This window comes from Streptomyces sp. NPDC001728 (assembly GCF_040297565.1).
Taxonomy (GTDB): Bacteria; Actinomycetota; Actinomycetes; order Streptomycetales; family Streptomycetaceae; genus Streptomyces.
In genome coordinates this window covers 105,041-123,863 of the sequence record NZ_JBEOZK010000018.1, presented here as the reverse complement: position 1 = coordinate 123,863, position 18,823 = coordinate 105,041, and the positions used below count along the sequence as shown (strand labels likewise).

The 18,823-nt window shown below is 74.6% G+C and carries 15 protein-coding genes; 7 read left to right on the top strand and 8 right to left on the bottom strand.

Features of this window, described 5'->3' with window-relative positions; genetic code table 11:
* Positions 1–126: 126 nt before the first annotated feature.
* Together ABT154_RS24930 and ABT154_RS24925 are read right to left on the bottom strand one after the other, a co-directional pair.
* Positions 127–1,272 (bottom strand): RNA polymerase sigma factor, encoded by a 1,146-nt coding sequence (locus tag ABT154_RS24930; protein ID WP_351859261.1) that lies wholly within the window; start codon positions 1,270–1,272, stop codon positions 127–129.
* A gap of 66 nt (positions 1,273–1,338) precedes the next feature.
* Complete coding sequence (locus ABT154_RS24925; protein WP_351859181.1) at positions 1,339–1,746, bottom strand: YciI family protein; 408 nt, start codon at positions 1,744–1,746, stop codon at positions 1,339–1,341.
* 169 nt (positions 1,747–1,915) lie between these two features.
* Between ABT154_RS24925 and ABT154_RS24920 the strand changes: the two genes are divergently transcribed.
* The 3 genes from ABT154_RS24920 to ABT154_RS24910 all read left to right on the top strand — a co-directional run bounded on the left by ABT154_RS24920 (position 1,916) and on the right by ABT154_RS24910 (position 3,633).
* Positions 1,916–2,392: an Lrp/AsnC family transcriptional regulator gene (locus ABT154_RS24920; protein ID WP_351859179.1), complete on the top strand. Its 477-nt coding sequence runs from the start codon at positions 1,916–1,918 to the stop codon at positions 2,390–2,392.
* A 10-nt stretch (positions 2,393–2,402) separates the two neighbouring features.
* On the top strand, positions 2,403–2,798 hold the full coding sequence (locus ABT154_RS24915) for a TOBE domain-containing protein (RefSeq protein ID WP_351859178.1): 396 nt from the start codon (positions 2,403–2,405) through the stop codon (positions 2,796–2,798).
* A 208-nt stretch (positions 2,799–3,006) separates the two neighbouring features.
* Positions 3,007–3,633, top strand: a complete 627-nt coding sequence (locus ABT154_RS24910) for a DinB family protein (protein ID WP_351859176.1) — start codon at positions 3,007–3,009, stop codon at positions 3,631–3,633.
* A 33-nt stretch (positions 3,634–3,666) separates the two neighbouring features.
* On the opposite strand, the gene ABT154_RS24905 is transcribed toward ABT154_RS24910, so the two are convergent.
* The gene (locus ABT154_RS24905; protein WP_351859174.1) at positions 3,667–5,727 is read right to left on the bottom strand and encodes a SpoIIE family protein phosphatase; all 2,061 of its coding nucleotides are present in this window, start codon (positions 5,725–5,727) and stop codon (positions 3,667–3,669) included.
* 290 nt (positions 5,728–6,017) lie between these two features.
* Here ABT154_RS24905 and ABT154_RS24900 point away from each other — a divergent pair, with 290 nt between their 5' ends.
* Positions 6,018–7,880, top strand: coding sequence for a serine/threonine-protein kinase (locus tag ABT154_RS24900; protein WP_502969578.1), 1,863 nt, complete (start codon positions 6,018–6,020; stop codon positions 7,878–7,880).
* 37 nt (positions 7,881–7,917) lie between these two features.
* Here the strand turns inward: ABT154_RS24900 and ABT154_RS24895 are convergent, their stop codons facing one another.
* Together ABT154_RS24895 and ABT154_RS24890 are read right to left on the bottom strand one after the other, a co-directional pair.
* The gene (locus tag ABT154_RS24895) at positions 7,918–8,751 is read right to left on the bottom strand and encodes a phosphoenolpyruvate hydrolase family protein (RefSeq protein WP_351859172.1); all 834 of its coding nucleotides are present in this window, start codon (positions 8,749–8,751) and stop codon (positions 7,918–7,920) included.
* 114 nt (positions 8,752–8,865) lie between these two features.
* Entirely contained in the window at positions 8,866–10,116 is a 1,251-nt protein-coding gene (locus tag ABT154_RS24890; RefSeq protein ID WP_351859170.1) for a Tm-1-like ATP-binding domain-containing protein, read from the bottom strand.
* A 135-nt stretch (positions 10,117–10,251) separates the two neighbouring features.
* Here ABT154_RS24890 and ABT154_RS24885 point away from each other — a divergent pair, with 135 nt between their 5' ends.
* Positions 10,252–11,742, top strand: coding sequence for an aminotransferase-like domain-containing protein (locus tag ABT154_RS24885; RefSeq protein WP_351859168.1), 1,491 nt, complete (start codon positions 10,252–10,254; stop codon positions 11,740–11,742).
* Positions 11,743–12,245: 503 nt separating this feature from the next.
* The gene (locus tag ABT154_RS24880) at positions 12,246–12,788 is read left to right on the top strand and encodes a carboxymuconolactone decarboxylase family protein (protein ID WP_351859166.1); all 543 of its coding nucleotides are present in this window, start codon (positions 12,246–12,248) and stop codon (positions 12,786–12,788) included.
* A gap of 113 nt (positions 12,789–12,901) precedes the next feature.
* Here ABT154_RS24880 and ABT154_RS24875 read toward each other — a convergent pair whose 3' ends face one another.
* Positions 12,902–13,327 (bottom strand): ArsR/SmtB family transcription factor, encoded by a 426-nt coding sequence (locus ABT154_RS24875; RefSeq protein ID WP_351859164.1) that lies wholly within the window; start codon positions 13,325–13,327, stop codon positions 12,902–12,904.
* 103 nt (positions 13,328–13,430) lie between these two features.
* Complete coding sequence (locus ABT154_RS24870) at positions 13,431–13,817, bottom strand: STAS domain-containing protein (protein WP_351859162.1); 387 nt, start codon at positions 13,815–13,817, stop codon at positions 13,431–13,433.
* A gap of 322 nt (positions 13,818–14,139) precedes the next feature.
* On the opposite strand from ABT154_RS24870, the gene ABT154_RS24865 reads away from it, so the two are divergent.
* Complete coding sequence (locus tag ABT154_RS24865; RefSeq protein WP_351859257.1) at positions 14,140–15,972, top strand: hypothetical protein; 1,833 nt, start codon at positions 14,140–14,142, stop codon at positions 15,970–15,972.
* 34 nt (positions 15,973–16,006) lie between these two features.
* On the opposite strand, the gene ABT154_RS24860 is transcribed toward ABT154_RS24865, so the two are convergent.
* The gene (locus tag ABT154_RS24860) at positions 16,007–18,646 is read right to left on the bottom strand and encodes an NB-ARC domain-containing protein (protein ID WP_351859160.1); all 2,640 of its coding nucleotides are present in this window, start codon (positions 18,644–18,646) and stop codon (positions 16,007–16,009) included.
* Between the last annotated feature and the right edge of the window lie 177 nt (positions 18,647–18,823).

The following is an 18,823-nucleotide window of genomic DNA, read 5'->3' as shown; positions in this document are numbered from 1 at the left end:
GGTGGCCTCTGGCTCAACTCAACGGAGGGATGCTGGGCCATTGGCCCAGCCTGCGGGCGTCCGGCCTGTCCAAAGGAGGACCAACGGACCACCTGGTCGGCCGGGGCCCCGGCCCCCGGTTGTCGCTCAGCGCGGCCGGTGGGCGTTGAGACGGGCGGCCTGGCGGGTCAGATGGTCGCGTTCGGCCAGGTTGGACGCCTTGTGGGCGGCCTCGGCGTACAGCCGCGCCGCCGTCGCCAGGTCCCCCGCGCGCTCATGGAGGTACGCCGCCGCCGCGGTGTGCCGGGGCAGCGCGTCGCTCAGTTCCGCGAGCGCCGCGAGACCCGCGTGCGGTCCGTCGGCCTCGCCCACGGCCACCGCCCGGTTGAGCCGGACGACCGGGCTGTCGGTCAGCCGCGCGAGCTCGTCGTACCACTCGACGATCTGCACCCAGTCGGTCTCCTCGGCGACGGGCGCGTCGGCGTGCAGCGCGGCGATCGCCGCCTGCGCCTGGAACTCGCCCAGTCGGTCGCGGGCAAGGGCCGCCTGGAGGATCTCGACGCCCTCGGCGATGGCCTCCGTGTCCCACAGACCGCGGTCCTGCTCGGCGAGCGGCACCAGACCGCCGTCGGGCGCGGTCCGCCCGGCGCGCCGGGCGTGGTGGAGCAGCATGAGGGCGAGGAGCCCCGACACCTCGGGGTGGTCGACCCCGGCGGCGAGGCGCCGGGTGAGCCGGATGGCCTCGGCGGCGAGGTCGATGTCGCCGGAGTAGCCCTCGTTGAACACCAGGTAGAGGACGCGCAGCACGGTGCCGACGTCGCCGGGCCGGTCGAAGCGCACCCCGGAGACGGTGCGCTTGGCGCGGCTGACGCGCTGCGCCATGGTCGCCTCGGGGACGAGGTAGGCCCGCGCGATCTGGCGGGTGGTGAGCCCGCCCACGGCGCGCAGCGTGAGCGCGACCGCGGACGACGGCGTCAGGGAGGGATGGGCGCACAGGAAGTAGAGCTGGAGCGTGTCGTCGGTCCCGGTCGCGGGACCGGGCGCCGGTTCCTCGTCGACGAGGTCCTCCCGGCGGCGCCGGGCGGTGTCCGCCCGGGTGGCGTCGAGGAAGCGGCGCCAGGCCACCGTCACCAGCCAGCCCTTCGGATCCCGGGGCGGGTCGGCCGGCCAGACGCGGACGGCCTCCACCAGCGCGTCCTGCACGGCGTCCTCGGCCGCCGCGAAGTCGGCTCCGCGGCGGACGAGGACCCCGATCACGCTCGGTGTGAGGCCACGGAGCAGGGCCTCGTCCAGCGGAGTGGTCACAGCGGGTCCTCGGTCGTCGGGCAGGTCACAGCGGCGCTTCGCTCCTTCGTGGGGTCACTCCGTGGCGGTGGGGTGCGCGGAGAGGAAGGGGCGCAGTTCGAGCCACTCGTGGATCGGCTCTCCGCCCGCCCCGGGGGCGGCCGACAGCTCCCCTGCCAGCTCGACGGCTCGCTCGTAGCTGTCGACGTCGATCACCATCCAGCCGGCGATGAGGTCCTTGGTCTCCGCGAAGGGACCGTCGGTGACCGGCGGGCGGCCCTCTCCGTCGTACCGCACGAAGGTTCCCTCGGGGGCGAGCGCCTGGCCGTCGACGAACTCTCCGGTCTTCTCCAGACGGGCCGCGAAGTCGTTCATGTACGCGATGTGGGCGGAGATCTCCTCCGGCGTCCACCGGTCCATGGGGATGTCGTTCACGGCGGCCGGAGCGCCGCGGTAGTGCTTCAGGAGCAGGTACTTGGCCATGATGGTTCTCCTCGGTGCCGGTACGGCCCATTGTGGGCGCGTTCACCTCGGGGACGGAGCACGGCGCGGGTTCTCGACATCCCCGGACGGAATTTCTCACCCGAGTTCGGCGCGCGGTGGAATCCGTACCAGAATGGGGTGTTTCCGTACTGGAGGAGGACGACGGAGCATGGCGGTCGACGAGCTCGACACCCGGATCCTGCGGCTGCTCATCGAGCAGCCCCGGACCAGCGTGCGGGAGTACGCGCGCGTGCTGGGCGTGGCGCGGGGCACCGTGCAGGCGAGGATCGACCGTCTGGAGCGGGACGGGGTGATCACCGCGACCGGTCCGGTCCTCTCCCCCGCCGCGCTGGGGCACCCGGTCCTCGCGTTCGTGCACGTCGAGGTGACGCAGGGGTATCTGGACGAGGTCGGCGACGCGCTCGCCGGGGTGCCGGAGATCGTCGAGGCCTTCTCCATCACCGGCGGCGGCGACCTGCTGACCCGGGTGGTGGCCCGGGACGCCGGGCATCTGGAGGACGTGATCCAGCGGCTCATCCAGCTGCCGGGCGTGGTCCGCACGCGCACCGAGATCGCGCTGCGGGAGCGGGTGGCCCATCGGCTGCTGCCGCTGGTCGAAGCGGTCGGGCGCTCTCGCACCGCTTAGTGTGGCGCCCATGCAGTCCTACACCATCGGGCAGGCGTCACGTCTGCTGGGCGTGAGTCCCGACACCGTACGCCGCTGGGCCGACGCCGGCCGGGTGACGACCCGGCGCGACGAGAACGGCCGGCGCCTCATCGAAGGGCCCCATCTGGCCGCCTTCGCGGTCGAGGTCGGCCAGGGCGGGCAGGGCGACGAGGACCTGACGTACACCTCGGCGCGCAACGCGTTCCCCGGGATCGTGACGGCGGTCAAACTGGGCGATGTCGCCGCGCAGGTCGAGATCCAGGCGGGGCCGCACCGGCTCGTGTCGCTGCTGACCCGTGAGGCGGTCGAGGAGCTGGGCCTTGAGGTCGGCGTGGAGGCCACCGCCCGCGTGAAGTCGACCAGCGTGCACATCGACCGGCCCTGAGCGCTCGGCCCCGAACGATACAGTCCGGGCGCTCGGCCCCGAACGGTCCGCCGCGGGCGCTCGGCGCCGCACCGTCCTCTCCGGGCCCTCACCGCCGCACCATCCGCTCCGGACGCTCGGTCGTGAACACCCGGCCGAAAATCGAAGGCGGACACGAACGGCCTGTGGCAAGGTACGACCGCCCTGCCCCTCTGACCCGGAGCGTTCGATGGCCCTGCCTGCCCGACTCCTGCCCCTCCTAGAGCAGTTCGACTTCGCCCGGCAGCGATTGACCGACCGTATGACGGGCCCGGTGGTGGACAGCGGGAACGGCACGGACGTCGCGGTCGGTCCGATGACCGACGCGGAGTACTTCTGGGAACCGGGTCCGGGCTGCTGGTCCGTCCGCCTCCACAGCGAGGGGCCGGGACCCGCCGCCGCCCTCCTGACCGGCGTAGGCGCGTGGGGCCGGGAGACCGCGTCCCCGCCGCACCCCGTCCCGCCGCCGTTCACGACGATCGCCTGGCGGCTGAGCCACCTCAGCGAGATGCTCGCGCTGCGCGCCGACCACACGACCGGCACCCGCAGCCTGACCCGCGACGACTACGAGATCAGCGGCGACGCCGCGACCGCCGTCGCCGCCTTCGACACGGCGGCCGACGCCTGGCGGGCGGCGCTGGTGTCCGCGGACGACACCGCGCTCGACACCATCGGGCACAGCACGTACCCCCACGGCAGCGATGCCGAGAACCCGTTCCTGGAGATCGTGTGGTGGATGAACCAGGAGCTGCTGCACCACGGGGCGGAGATCGCGCTGCTCCGCGATCTGTTCCGCGTCCAGCACCCGGGCGCCTGACCCGGGAAGCGGTTCCCTTTCCCGTAAGGGAGTTCAGCGGGTCGTACGGGCCAGCAGCATCGCCACGTCGTCCTGCGCGGGCGCCGCGAGCAGTTGCCCCAGGATCTCGTCGCACAGCGCGTCCAGGGGGCGGTCGAGATGCCGCAGCGCCCGGCCGAGCTGCCGCATCCCCTCGTCGAGGTCCCGGTCCCGGGCCTCGATGAGGCCGTCCGTGTAGAGGACGAGCAGCCCGCCGGAGGGCAGGGCCACCTCCTGCGTACCGAAGTCGTGGGCGCCGGTGCCCAGCGGGGTTCCCGGCGGTCCGTCGAGGAAGGTGACCGACCCGTCCGGGGTGGCCACGGCGGGCGGCGGATGACCGGCGCGGGCGATGCCCCAGCCCCCGGTGGCCGGGTCGTGGACCGCGTAGACGCAGGTCGCCATCGTGTCCTCGCCGAGGTCGGCCACGACGGCGTCGAGCGAGCTGAGCATCCGCGCGGGCGGGATGTCGTGGCGGGCCAGGGTCCGTACCGCCGTGCGCAGTTGGCCCATGACGGCCGCCGCGTGGATGCCGTGCCCCATGACGTCGCCGATGACGAGACCGGTCCGTCCGCCGGGGAGCGCGATGACGTCGAACCAGTCGCCGCCGACGTCATGGGCGCTCGCCGGCAGATAGCGGCCGGTCAGTTCGAGCCCGGTGACGGCGGGCAGCGCGCTGTTGGTGAGGCTGCGCTGGAGGGTCAGGGCGGCCTCGCGCTGGGTGGTGTAGAGGCGGGCGTTGTCGATGTTGAGCGCGGCGCGGGCGACGACCTCGTCGATGAGGACGCAGTCCTGGGCGTCGAAGGGCTCGCGGGTCCGCAGCCGGGTCACCGTCACCGCACCGAGCACCTTTCCCCTGGCCACCATGGGGACCAGCCGCGCCGAACCGATGCGGGTCGCGAAGTAGGCGCGGAGCGCCTCCGTGCGCGGGTCGGTGAAGAGCTCCGGGAGGTCGGAGGCGTAGAGGTTCGTGGGGCGTCCGCGCGCGACGACCTGCTCGTACACGGAATCCAGCGGGATCTGGAAGGTCTGCCCGTCGGCGAGCAGCGAGGTGGGGGCGGTCGGGTCGGGGAAGCGGGCCGCGAGCCGGCGCAGCACCCCGCGCGTGGAGGCGACCGGGTCGTCCGGTGCGAGGACGGACTCCAGCATCTGTACGTCGGCGGAGTCGGCCAGCTGCGGTACGAGGAAGCGGACGGCCTCCTCGGCCGTCTGCCGCAGGTCCAGGGTCGTACCGATCCTGGCCCCGGCCTCGGCGAGCAGCGCGAAGCGGTGGCGGGCGCGCTCGACCTCGCTGTGCGCCTCCTGACTCTCGGTGATGTCGACGAGGGAGGCGATGATCCCCAGGGACCGCCGCTCCGTGCGGTCGACGAGGGGTGCGTAGGAGCAGGACCAGATGTGGTCGCGGTCGGGGTCGGCGGGGGTGCGGCCGACCCGGCGGGCGTCGACGACGGCGTGCCCGCTGTCGAGGACCTGGCGCATCAGGGATTCGAGGGAGACGGCGTTGACGCCGGGGACGACCTCGGTGAGGCGGTGGCCCACGTGCTCGGCCGCCGTCACCCCGTTCATCCGGGCCAGGGCGTCGTTGACCCGCAGGAACCGCAGGTCGGGGCCGAGGAGGGCGAGGCCGATCGGCGACTGGGTGAAGAGGCTCTCCATCGCCGCCAGGTTCTCCCGCATCCGCAGGACCTCGGAGGTCTCGACCGCGATGAGCATCGCCCCCGGCCGCCCCTGCGGGTCGGCGGCGGGCACGATCCACATCTCCATGGCGACCGTGTGCCCGTCGCGGTGCCGGACGGGGAGCGTGCCGACCATGGTCTCGCCCGCCTGGACGCGGTCGGTGAGCTTGTCCGCGAGCTCGCGGTTGGCGTCGGGGACGAGCAGCGGTGTGGCGAGCCGCCCGAGCACATGCTCCGGCCGGTGGCCGAGGAGGTCCTGCGCGGCGAGCGACCACTCGACGATGCGGCCGTCCGCGTCCTCCCGCCAGAGGGCGATCGGCAGCAGTTCACGGAGCACGCCCGCGTCACCGACGGCCGCCCGGGGCGGCTGCGGAACCCTGCTCGACGACTGGTCAGTCTCCAACGCATCGCCCTACGCCTCGGCCTGCCCCAGGGGGTGCAATCCCTACCGAATCACCCTATCCGAGGACCAGGCCGGGGGCGCTGCGCAGTGCGGCCGATCGGCTGGCGGCGGAGGTGTCGTCCCCACGCGGTACGGTCGTGCCCGTCACAGCCGCCGAAGCCGCTCGCGACGCCCCGGGGGGGGCAGGTCCGCGAGCTCGGCGGGGCGCTGTCGGACGGACGTGTACGGCGAAGTGGGCGGGGCCGGGCCGTGGGCCGCCGCTCCGGGGATCGGAGTACAGGGGTGTGCGCGTGAGCAGAGTGATCGACGGCCGTTTCGAGCTGCTGGAACGGCTGGGGGGCGGCGGCATGGGAACGGTCTGGCGCGCCCGCGACCTGGCCCTCCACCGTGACGTGGCGCTCAAGGAGGTACGCCCGCCGGATCCCGCCATGGCCGAGCACGACGTGGAGGGCGCCCGCACGCTGCGCGCGCGTGTCCTGCGCGAGGCCCGCGCCCTGGCCCGGATCGACCACCCCAACGTGGTGACCATCCACCACATCGTGGACGCGGGCGAGGGGACCTACCCCTGGCTCGTGATGGAGCTGGTCACCGGCGGCTCGCTGCAGGACCGGCTCGACCGTGGCCCCATGACGCCCGCCGAGGCCGCCGCCGTCGGCTGCGGGCTGCTCGCCGCCCTGCGGGCCGCCCACGCGCGGGACATCGAGCACCGCGACGTGAAGCCCGCCAACGTGCTGCTGCGCCCCGACGGGCGGCCGGTGCTCACCGACTTCGGCATCGCGGCGATCCACGAGTCGACCGTCCTGACGGCCTCGGGCTCGATCATCGGGTCGCCGGACTACATGGCACCCGAACGCATCCGCGGCGGGGCCGCCAGCGGCCCGGCGGGGGACCTGTGGTCGCTCGGCATGCTCCTGTACGTGGCGGTGGAGGGCTACCACCCGCTGCGCCGCGAGAACACCCTCGCGACGCTCGCGGCCGTCCTCTCGGACGACGTACCGCCGCCGACGCGGGCCGGTGCGCTGACCGACGTACTGACGCGCCTCCTGGTACGGGACCCGGCGGCCCGGCCGGACGCGGAGGAACTCGAACGAGTGCTGGGCGAGAGGGCGACGTGGGGCGGGGAGGGCGGGGCTCGGGAAGCGGACGGCCGTGAGAAGGCGGAGGAAGAGAAGAAGGAGGAGAGAGAGGAGGAGGCCGGGAGCGAGGCCACGTCGTTCCGGCTGGCGCCGCCCCCGGCTGCCGCGCCTTCGCCGACTCCTGCGCTCTCGCCGACTCCGGCGCCTCCGGAGACTCCCACGCCTTCTCCGTCTCCGGCGCCTCCGGAGGCTCGTGCGTCTTCTCCGTCTCCGGCGCCTCAGGAATCTCCCGCGCCTTCGGAGTCTCCCGCATCCGCACTGACCCCACCCCCTGCACCGGTACCGGCCCCGCCCGACCCCCGTGCGGTGACCGTGCCCTCGGCTGCCTCTGTCTCCCCGGCCCGTGGGGCCGACGGCCGGCGGCGGGGGTTCGCCCGCCGGTTCCTGGGGTCGGCCGCCGTGGTGGTGCTCGCCGTCGGCATTCCCGTCGCCGCCATGACCTGGGACTGGCGGCCGGCCGATCCGGGCGGCGGGCCGAGCAGCGCTCCCTCGCAGCAGGGCCCGGTCGCCCAGCGTCCCCGGACGACGCCGCAGCCCACGCCCACGGCGGAGGCCGATCCCGTCCCGCGCAACCTGCTGACGCCCGCCGGCGTCCGCGCGGCCATCGCCGCCGTCAAGGCGGCCTCGGGCGGTACGAAGGCCACCGGCTTCGTCGTGTACCCGGAGTACGCGGTCGCCGAGTCCCTGGTCAAGGGCAGTACGAAGCGCTATGACCGCTTCCTCTACCGGGGCGAGGACGTTGCGGTCCGTCAGGGATCGGGTACGTCCTTCCCCGGCACGGTCCCCGCCGACCTCGACGCGTTCAACTGGGACGCCCTGCCGACGCTGCTCCAGCGCGCCGACAAGGAACTGGGTGTCGACAAGCCGACCAGTCGTTACGTCGTCATCGTCCCGGCCTCGACGCTGGCCGGGAACGAGGCGGGGATCACCGTGTACCTGTCCGACGCGTACGGCTCCGTCTATCTGAAGGCCGACGCGAAGGGCCGGGTGACGGAGAGCCGCCCCCGCAAGGACTGACGTCCGGCGGTCGTCGAACGGGGCCGGCCGGACGGGGTCAGCCGGTGGTCAGCGCCTTGAACGCGCGGGTCTGCTCCGTGATGGCCCGTTCCGTGGGCAGGCGCTCGATGGAGGAGGCGCCGAAGAAGCCGACGACACCGGTGGTGTGCTCCAGGACGTACCGCGCGTCCTCCGGCTCCGCGATCGGCCCGCCGTGACAGAGCACCAGGATGTCGGGGTTCACGCGCTTGGCGGCGTCGTGCATCTCCTGGACGGACGCGGCGGCGGCGGCGAGGGTCAGGGCCGTCCCGGCGCCGATGGCTCCCTTGGTGGTGAGGCCGACGTGCGGCACGAGCACGTCGGCTCCCGCACGCGCCATGTCGGCCGCCTGCTCCGGGTCGAAGACGTACGGGGCGGTGAGCAGGTCGCGCGCGCGGGCGGCGCGGACCATGTCGACCTCCAGGCCGTACCCCATGCCGGTCTCCTCCAGGTTGACGCGGAAGGTGCCGTCGTAGAGGCCGACCGTGGGGAAGTTCTGGACGCCCGCGAAGCCCATGGCCTTGAGCTCGTCGAGGAAGAGGTCCATGCGGCGGAAGGGGTCGGTGCCGCAGACGCCCGCGAGGACGGGCGTGTCGCGGACCACGGGCAGCACTTCGCGGGCCATGTCCTTGACGATCGCGTTGGCGTCCCCGTACGGCAGGAGTCCCGCGAGCGAGCCGCGCCCGGCCATCCGGTAGCGGCCCGAATTGTAGATGATCAGCAGGTCGACGCCGCCGTCCTCGGCGCACTTGGCGGAGAGGCCGGTGCCGGCCCCGGCGCCGACGATCGGACGGCCGGCGGCGACCTGGGCGCGCAGCCGGTCGAGTACGTCCTGACGGCTGATGGTGGTCACGGTGATCACTCCTCGGTGGTCTGCGGGGGCGCTTCGGAGGTTCTTCGGGACTGTTCGGGGTTCTTCGGGGTTCTTCGGGGTTCTTCGGGGGCTGTTACGCGGTTCCCCGTCCGGTCAGTGGGCAGCCACGCGCGCGTGCTCGGTGATCAGCCGGTGGAGGCGGTCGGCCATGGCGACCGCGAACGAGGGGTCGTTGACGTGGGCGTCGAGTTCGTGGACGCGGACCTCGCCGCCACGGACTGCGGCGCGCAGGGCGTCCAGGCCTGCCCGGTCGGCCTCCGGGTCCGCGAACGGCCCGTCGGTCACGTCCACGGCCGAGATGCCGCGCAGGGGCCAGAAGACCTCGGACGGGCCCCGTGCGGCGCGGAGCTTGCGGCCCATGGCGGTGCCGAGTTCGGCCATCTCCTCGGCGGTGGTGCGCATCAGCGTCACGGTCGCGTTGTGGACGAGCAGTTGTCGCCCGGCGAACCGCTCGGGAACGGTCGCGGCCGGGCCGAAGTTGACCATGTCGAGGGCCCCGGGGGCGACGACCTGCGGGATGCCGACCGTGCCCGCCGCGGTGAGCCGGGACGGGCCCGCGCTGAGGACGCCGCCGACGAGTTCGTCGGCGAGTTCGGTGGTGGTGAGGTCGAGGACGCCGTCGAGCATGCCGTCCTTCGCTAGCTTCTCGACGGCCCTGCCGCCCGCGCCGGTGGCGTGGAAGACGAGGACCTCGTAGCCGAGTTCGGCGAGCCGGGCGCGGGCCACGTCGACGGCCGGGGTCGTCACGCCGAACATGGTGGCCGCGACGACCGGCCGCCCCCGGCCCGCGGGCTCGTCGTGGTTGCGCTCGTAGCGGCGGGCCATGCCGGCGGCAGCGGCGGCGGCGTTGCCGAGGACCTGGCAGGAGACGGAGTTGAGGCCGGAGATGTCGACGACGCTGTACATCAGGGTGAGGTCGCTGCTGTCGACGTACGGGGAGACGTCGCCCCCGGCCATGGTGCTGACGAGCACCTTCGGTACGCCGATGGGCAGGGCCCGCATGGCCTGTGCGGCGATGGCGGAGCCGCCGCTGCCCGCGGCGGCGAGCACGGCGTGGAGCCGGCCCTTGCGGTAGAGGTCGACGACGACCCGGCTGAGGCCCTGGGCCATCGCGGCGACGGCCGCACCGCGGTCCCCGGCGGCCCGCAGTGTGGCGAGGTCGTGGCCCCCGGCCCGCGCGACGACATCGGCGGAGACGTCCGCCACCGGCGCGTGGGCGGGTGGCGGCATGATCCCGGTGTCGACGAGCAGGACGTCGCTGCCGTACTCCCTGAGCCGCTCGCGCAGCCAGGCGTACTCCTCGCCCTTGGTGTCCAGTGTGCCGACCAGCACGACGGTCGCCATGCCCTCACCCTTCTCCGGTCCCGCTTCCCGGGCCCGTGACCCGGTCCCGCCGTCGTCGATCCTCCGTCGTGTGACCTGCGGCGACAACGACCAGTCGGGCCGGATTGGCCTGCGTCGTGGCGCACTATGGGTGCCATGGCCAGGATTGCTTCGACCCGTTTGTCCCGACTGCTCACCGGCTGGTCGTCGGAGGGGCCCGGTCCGCTGCCACGGCGGCTGGCGGACGCCCTGCGCGAGCTGGCCGAGCGGGGCGACGTGGTGGGCGGCAGCATCCTGCCCTCGCAGCGCGAACTGGCCCTGGTGCTGGGAGTGAGCCGGTCCACCGTCACGGCCGCGTACGGGCTCCTGGAGAGCGAGGGCTGGCTGGAGAGCGTGCGGGGCAGCGGCTCCCGGCTGCGGGGGTCGGGGGCGCTCGACGGGTACGTGTCCGAGGGGCGGCTCGTGAGCTTCGACGCCCGCTCGCGGACCGCCGGCACCGCCGACCTGTCGAGCGGCGCGCTGCCGGGGCTCGGCGCGGTGGGCGAGGCCGTGGACGCCCTGAGCGGCGGCGACCTGGGCGCGCTGCTCGGGGACGACGGCTACCACCCGTACGGCATCCCGGCCCTGCGCGAGGGCATCGCCGCGTACTACCGGGCGGCGGGGGTGCCGACGGAGGCGGGCCAGGTCCTGGTGACCTCGGGTTCGCAGCAGGCCGTGTGGCTGGTGGCGCAGGCACTGGTCGAGCCGGGCGACACGGTGGTCGTGGAGAACCCCACCTACCGGGGCGCCCTGGAGGCGCTGCGCGCGCGTGGCGCCCGACTCGTCCCGGTGGGCGGGGACGGTCCCGGCGGGGGTGCGGACGGAGCCGACCCGGCGGCGCTGCGCCGGCTGTGCGCCCACGGCCGCCCCCGGCTCGTGTACCTCCAGCCGACGGTGCACAACCCGACGGGGCGCAGTCTGGACGGCGCGGCGCGCAGGGAGTGGCAGCGGGTCCTGACGGACCTGGAGCTGTTCGCGGTCGAGGACACGGCCTGCGCCGAACTCGCCCTGGGCGATGAGGGAGACGGCGGCCCTGGCGGGAGCGTCGGCGGCCCGCGAACGGCGTCCCGGGACGACGCGGCTCCCGTGCCGCTCGTGGCGGAGCTTCCGATGGGGTCGACGGTGACCGTCGGCACGCTGTCGAAGCTCTTCTGGGGAGGTCTGCGGGTGGGCTGGGTCCGGTCCTCGCCCCAGGTGGTGTCCCGGCTGGCGAAGATCAAGACCTCGGTGGACCTGTCCTGTTCGGTCGTGGACCAGCTCGTCGCCGTGCGTCTGCTCGACCGTCTTCCGGAGGCACGCGCGCGTCGCCGGGCGGAACTGCGGGGGCAGCGGGACGCGGCGGAGGCGCTGCTGCGCGCGACGGCGCCGCACTGGGAGTGGACCCGGCCGGCGGGCGGTCCCGCACTGTGGGTGCGGGTCCCCGGCTCCGACACGGAGGCCCTCGCCCAGCTGGCACGGCGGCACGGCGTCTCGGTGGTGCCGGGCTCGGCCTTCTCGCCGGTGGACGGCTTCCGGGACAGGCTCCGCCTGCCGTACGCGCACGGGACGGACGCCCTGGCGGCGGCGGTCCCGACGCTCCTGGAGTGCGCGGCCCGCACGGTCGGGTGACGGGCCCACGCGGGCGGGGCCGCCACCGGCGGGCGCTCCTTCGGGCGGGCGCGAAGGCGACCCTGTCGACAACTGGCCGCGCCCTGGGGGACGTACGGAACGAGGACGGGCTCCGGGCCCGTCCGGTCGCCGCCCAGCAGGTCGATTCCGAGGGCTGGTACCGCCTCAGGACGAGACGATTCGGCCAGCCCGGCGCCCCCCGTGGGGCGGCCGGGCGCGTGTGCCACGCCGATCACTGTTTCCGCTGGTCCCAGCGGCGGGACGCCCTTGCCGAGCGGATGCGGCGGCCCTGCCGTTCGTACGCGCCCCGAGGGCGAGACGCCCTCACCCCCGTCAGGGCCACCTCTCGGCGAGAGCCACGAGCGGCCGGATTCACCCTCATCTGTGGGGGCGTCGATGGGAGGGCCGTCCCTCCGGCCGGGTGATCTTCCCCGGGAACCTGACCCGCCTCCCGTTCGTCATACCCCCCAAGGGTATGCAGAGGGCACCCCGAAGGAGGCTTCATGTCCACGAGAAGACTGACCGCGCTCACCCCCGACCAGGCGCCGGGCCGGGCCGGCGAGCTGCTCGCCGACATCGCCGAACGGCACGGCTCGGTCGGGGAGATGGTGTCGACGATGGCACACTCGCCCGCGCTGCTCGACGGCTATCTGAACCTGTCCCGGGCCATGAAGCGGGTGAAGATCCCGCGCGCCCTGAGCGAGAAGCTGTCGCTCGCCGTCCAGGAGTGGATCGGTTGCGGCACCTGCCGCGAGGCGCACCGCGCCGCCGGCCGGGCGGCGGGGCTGACCGAGACGGACATCGAGCTGGCCCGCCAGGGCACGTCGACCGACCCCCGCGAGGCCGCGCTGATCGGCCTCGCGCTCCGCGTCCTCGCCGAGCCGGGCTCACTGGGCGACGAGGACGTCGCGGAGGTACGGGCCCACGGCTGGAGCGACCGGGTGATCGCGGAGGTGGTCGGCGTGGTCACCCTGAACCTGCTGACGGGAGCCTTCAACCTGCTCGCGGGCATCCAGCCGGAGGAGGCGGAGAAGGAGGAGGGGTGAGGTAAAGCGGGGACGGGAGGCGGGAGGACGAGGGGTGGACGGCCGCGGGACCGGTGGGAACTCGGGGTGACCGACCGGCCCGCAGAGCCGTCAGGTCAGGACGGCCCGGAGGGTCAGGACAGGACGGCCCGCTCGCCCTCGGGGGCCGCCTCGCACGCCGCCCGATGCCCGTCCGGGGCCACGCGGGCCGCGTCCCGGGACGTATGGGCCGGCGGTGCGGCCCGGAGGTCGGCCAGCAGTTCGGCCTGGCCCGTCAGGACGCCCGAGAGGATCGTGCGGGCGGTCCGCAGCAGCTCCGCGACCTGAGGAGTCGTCAGGACGTAGTACACGGCCGTTCCCTCACGCCGGGCGGAGACCAGGTTCGCCCGCCGCAGCACGGCCAACTGCTGCGAGAGGTAGGCCGGTTCGACCCCGGTGTCGCGCAGCATCTCGGCGACGCCGTGCTCACGCTCGCTCAACAGCTCCAGGACGCGGATGCGCACGGGATGCCCCAGCGTCTTGAAGAACTCCGCCTTCAGTTGGTAGAGCGGCGCGCTCATCGTATCCACCCCGCGCGTCGCGTCGACCCAGCACTCTGCACCATGCCGCCTATCCTCGCGCGAACGGGGGCCGGGGGCGTACCGGACGGGAACTTCGGGCCGTTCAGGCGCTCGGCCACGCATCGCTGCGCCACTCCCGCTGCTCCGCGCCCGCGCCGCGGTGGGCCGCGAGGGCGGCGGCCAGGTCGCGGTGGACCTGGACGGCGGGGCCGTCACCGGGCGGCACGAGGGAGCCGTCGGCCGGGATCGCGGCCAGTTCGAGGACCCGGCCGGCGGCGCGGAGCCGTACGGCCGCCTCCGCGACGGCGAGTTGCCCGCCCACGGACCAGCCCCGCAGCCTGGTCAGGTCGAGGACGACCGGACCGGTGCCGCGCGCGACCGCCCACCCCACGGCCCCGGTGAAGCGTCCCACGGCGTCGGATCCGAGGAATCCGGCCAGGGACAGGACACCCAGGTCCCGCTGGACGGTGTAACGCCATTCGATGGTCATCTACGTCGTCGTCCCTCTCGTGCGGGCTCACAGCGGAAGCACGGAGGGCCCGGTCATCGGTTGGCCGGACCAGGATCCCACTTATTTGCATAACGATGCAATTCGCTGAATTCTCAGGTTCCGGCCGGACGCCCGGCCGGTGCGAACGGATAGGGTGACGGTCGGCCCGCGACCGGGCCGCGGAACCGTTGTCTTCCCCGAGAAATTGAGGTACCAGGACGATGGCCGCGAGCCGCGAGCCGCGAGCCGCGAGCCGCGAGCCGCGAGCCGCGAGCCGCGAGCCGCGTAACGGGTGAGCGGGGCGTACGTTGGCGGGGTGGCCATGTACGTTGATCGGCCCCTCCGCGTCCCCGTCGGGCCGGACGCCGAGCGGTGGCGGACCTTCCCCGGTGAGCGGACCCTCGTGGTCGCCGCGCGTACCGTCGTCTCCACCACCCGGGTCCTGGAGTGCCTCCCCGCCGTCCTGCGCGACGACACCCGGGTGAGCGTCGTCTTCGCGTACGACCCCACCTCCGCCTTCAACGACGGCGTCCTCGACCTGCTGCACGACTCCGGCTGCCGCGTGATGCCCTGGTCGCAGCTCCGTGACCTCGCCCCGGACCTCGTCCTGACCGCCAGCGAGAACATCGACGTCCCCGAGGGCGCGTACCCCGTCCTCGTCCTCCCCCACGGCATCGGCTTCCAGAAGTACGTCCCGGACTCGCGCGCCGACCGGGTGCGGCTCTCCGGTCTCGTGCCCGACGCGCTCCTGGAGGCGGGCCGCGCCTGGCTCGCGACCTCCCATCCGGACCAGCGCGAACAACTGCTCTCCACGCACCCCGAGGCGGCGGGCCGCACGCTCCTGGTGGGCGACCCGTGCTTCGACGAGCTGCTGGCCAGCGCGCCGCTGCGGCCCGCGTACCGCGCGGCGCTCGGCGTCGGCGCGCGCCAGCGGCTCGTGGTGGTCAGTTCGACGTGGGGGCCGACCTCGCTGCTCGGCGAGCGCCCCGGGCTTCCGGCGCGGCTGCTCGGCGCGCTCCCGTACGACGACTACCGCGTGGCGGCCGTCGTCCACCCCAACGTGTGGGCGGCGCACGGCTCCTGGCAGCTCCGCCGCCATCTCGCCGCCGCGCTGGACGCGGGCCTGCTGCTGGTCCCGCCGGTGCACGCGTGGCGTTCCGTGCTCCTCGCGTCGGACCTGGTGGTCGGGGACCACGGCTCGGTGACCCTGTACGGCGCGGCACTCGGCCGGCCGGTGCTGCTCTCGGCGTTCGGGAGCGACTCCGTACCCGGTACGGCGGCGGAGGTACTGGGGCGGCACGCGCCACGCCTCGACCCGGGGCGGGACCCTCGCGAACAGGTGGAGGCCGCGTTCGAACCGGCGGCGCGCGCGGGATACGCGGAGGTGGCGGACCGGGCGTTCAGCGAACCGGGACGCGCGCTCGGCAGGCTGCGTACGGTCCTGTACGACCTCCTGCGCCTGCCGGAGCCGCCGTCCGGTCCGCCTCCGGTGCGCGCCCTCGCCCCGGTCCGTGTACCGGCGGAGCCCGTCACGTCCTGGCGGTCACGCGCGCGCGTGAACCGGGACTCCGGGACTGCGGCCGTGGTGGTCGAGGTGGAACGGTTCCCGTCCGCCGTGGCGGACGGAGTGCCGGAAGCGTCGCCGGACGGGGTGCCGGGTGCGGGATCCCCCGCCGTCGAGCTGTTCTCGCCTCTCACCTGCACGGACGCGGAACTGGACCTGGGGATCGTGGAGAGCGCGTCGGTCGTCCTGAGCACGGCGCCGGCCGCGACCGCCACGGCCGCGCTCGACTGGATCGACGCAACGCTCGGGGCCCGGCCGGGCTGCCTCGTGGCGGCGACCTCGCTCGACGCGGGCGGCCATCTGGTGGGGCTCCGGGACGGCCGGGTCGTCGAGGTGACGCAGCGCGGCTCCTTCACCGGCCCGCACCTTCCGGCGACGGCGGTCTACGCGTGCCTGCGCGCCGGACTCCCCCTGGACGGCCCGGCGTCCGTGCGTGCGGGGCGCTCCCCGGACGGTGGGCTGTGGTCCGTGCGCGCGAGGCGCTCTCCGCACGTTGAAGGGTCCCCGTACGGCGACGCACCCGGCGCGGCGGGCCCGGTCCTGGTCCTGCGCACCGTCACCGCACCCGACCGGGGCCCGACCACCGGCTGAGCCCCGCCCCTCCCCGGACGCGGAACCCCCGTCCTCACTCCGCCCCAAGCACCCTCAGACGCTCCCGCAGGACCGGGGCCAGAGGGCTGCCGCCGGCCTCGTGGACGTCCGCCGCCCTGGTCAGCCACTCGGGGGTCTCCGCCGTACGCACGCCCGTGCGCTGCGCGATGTCCGCGAGGGCGACGAGGGCCTGGGCCTCGTAGTGCGTGGCGCGCTCCGCGCCGAGGGTGGTGGCGGCGTCCTCCAGGTCGCGCATCGCCGCCTCGGTGTCGCCGAGGTGGTCGTGGACGATGCCGAGCGCGGCGGTGGCGCGGGCCGCCATGCGCCGGTCCCGGCAGTCGGTCAGCGACCGGTGGGCGGTGCGCAGGGTCTCCAGGGCGGTCGCGGGCTCGCCAGCCGCGTCCTGGGCGCAGCCGAGGAAGTAGGTGGCGATGGCCGCGCCGCGCGCCTCCCCGGCCCGGGTGTTGAGCTCCAGGGAGGCCCGGTAGGCGGCGATGGCGCGAGCCGGATCGTGCCGGTCCCAGTACCGGCCGTCGAACTCGCGCACGGAGGCGCTGAGCACGGCGTGCCCGGCGACCTCGGCGCAGGCGAGGGCGCGGTCCAGGGCGGCGCGCGCCCGGTCGTCCTCGCCGAGGTCGAGCAGGGGCCTGGAGAGCAGGCTGCGCAGCCGGGCCTCGGCCGCCGGCGCCAGGGCCGACGCGGCGGCAGCGGCTCCCAGTTCGAGCGATTCCCGCCAGGGGCCCAGGGTCCGCTGGTGGAGGAAGAGCACGCCGTAGGCCTCCGCCAGTTGCCATACGGGGGTGTCGAGGCCGCCCGTGGCGGCGCCGGCGCGCAGCACGGCGAGGAGGTCCGCGCTGCGGCTCTCCAGCCAGGTGAGCGGTGCGGGTCCGCCGGGTGCCGCGAAGGGGTCCCGTACCCCGTTCAGGAGTACGCCGAGGTCGGCGACGCGCAGCCGGTCGGCCCGGACGGCGCGGTCGGCGAGTGCCGTGAGGACGAGGAAGTGGGTGAGGACACGGGCGACGAGCGCGGCCTCGCCGGTGGCGGGCTCCTCGGCGTCGGCGCACGCGCGCGCGTGCAGGCGGACGAGGTCGTGCATGTGGTAGCGGCCGTCGGTGGTCCGTTCGAGCAGTCCGTCGGCGGCGAGCCGGCCGAGCAGCGGGGCCGTCTCGGCGGGTGTGGCGCCGAGCGCGGCGGCGGAGGTGTCGGCGTCGTGGGTGCGGCAGGGGTGCCAGCCGAGGTACCGGTAGAGGCGGGCCGCTCCCGTCGGCAGCAGGCGGTACGTGGGGTTGAGGACGGCGGACATGGAGTGGTCTCCTCCCAGCGGCCCCAGGGACAGGGCGTCGAGCCTGCGGTTCTCGTCCGCGAGTTCCCCGGCCAGGGCGGCCGTGGTGAGCGAGGGGTCGGTGAGGAGGCGGGCGGCGGCGATCCGCAGGGCGACGGGCAGACCGCCGCAGAGCGCGACGAGGTGTTCGGCGGCGGCCGGATCGGCGGCGACGGTGTCCGCGCCGCACCGTTCGGCGAGCAGCCGCAGGGCGCCGTCCCGGTCCAGCGGGCGGAGGGCGAGGGTCCGGGCCCCGTCGAGGACGAGTTCGCCGAGCGGCGACTGACTGGTGACGAGGACGGCGCTGCCGGGGCCCTTGGGGACGAGCGGGCGGACCTGGGCGGGCTCGCCGACGTCGTCGAGGACGACGAGGAGCCGCCGGTCGGCGGTGCGGGAGCGGAAGAGCGCGGCGCGTTCCTGGAGCGAGCCGGGCATGTAGGTGTCGGTCACGCCGAGACCGCGCAGGCACATGGCGACGGCCTCGGAGACGTCACCGCCGGTCTGTCCGCGGAGGGCGGCGAAGTCCACGTACAGCTGTCCGTCGGGGAACTGGTCCCGGGCGGTGGCGGCCCAGTGCCAGGCGGTCGCCGTCTTGCCGACACCGGGCAGCCCGTGGAGGACGCCGATGCCGACGGGGGCGGACGCGGTCCGGGCCGGCGCGGGGGCGGCGGACGTGGTCGCGCCCGGCGCGGTCCCGGCCACCGTCGCCCCGCCCGCCGTACCGGTGCGCGCTGCCGGCGGGCCGAACCAGCGGTCCAGTTCGGACAGGTCGGCGGTGCGGTTGACGAACGCGGCCGTCAGGGCGGGTACCTGGTCGGGACGCGGACCGGAGCGCACGGGGCCGGAAGGTACGGGGCCGGAGGCGGCGGGGTCACGATGCTGGTGCACGGTCACGTTGATATCGCCGTGGATCCGCGAACCCTGGAAGGCCGGGCCGTGGTTCACCCCGCCGAAGTGGTACGCGGTGGTGGCCGGAGGCCCGAAGGCGGCGATGAGTTCCTGGAGTTCCGCCACGGCGGCCGGGTCGTCGCGGAGCACCCGGAGGAGCCGTTCGCTCCAGTGCGCCTCGATGGCGCGGGCGGCGGTCTCGTCCCCGGCGGCCCGCGCTGCCGCCACCTCGCGTCCTGCGGCCTCCAGTTCACCGACGACGCGGCCGGTGTCCTGACCGTCCCGGTCACCGCCGCCCGAGCCCACGGCCGTACCGGCGGCGTCGGGCCGGTCGCCCTCCACGCCTCCGCCCCGGCGGCGGAACAGGCGCCAGTCGCGCGCCTTGGCCTGCTCCCAGACGTCCGAGACGACGAGCCCGAACACGGTCGTCACCCCCGACATGGCAAGCGCCGCCAGCTCTTCCACCGCTCCCCCATCCTGTCGCGCATCGCCTCGCGCCGGTGCGTCGACGGGACGCCCCGTGACCACCGTAGAGAGATCGGCGAGGCTTTGAACAGCCCGCTCGCCGTCGCGCCGAGGCGTCCCGTGGCGCGTTCCGCCCGCCGGGCGCCGTCGCTCGCCTCCCCCGTACCGCCGCCGCAG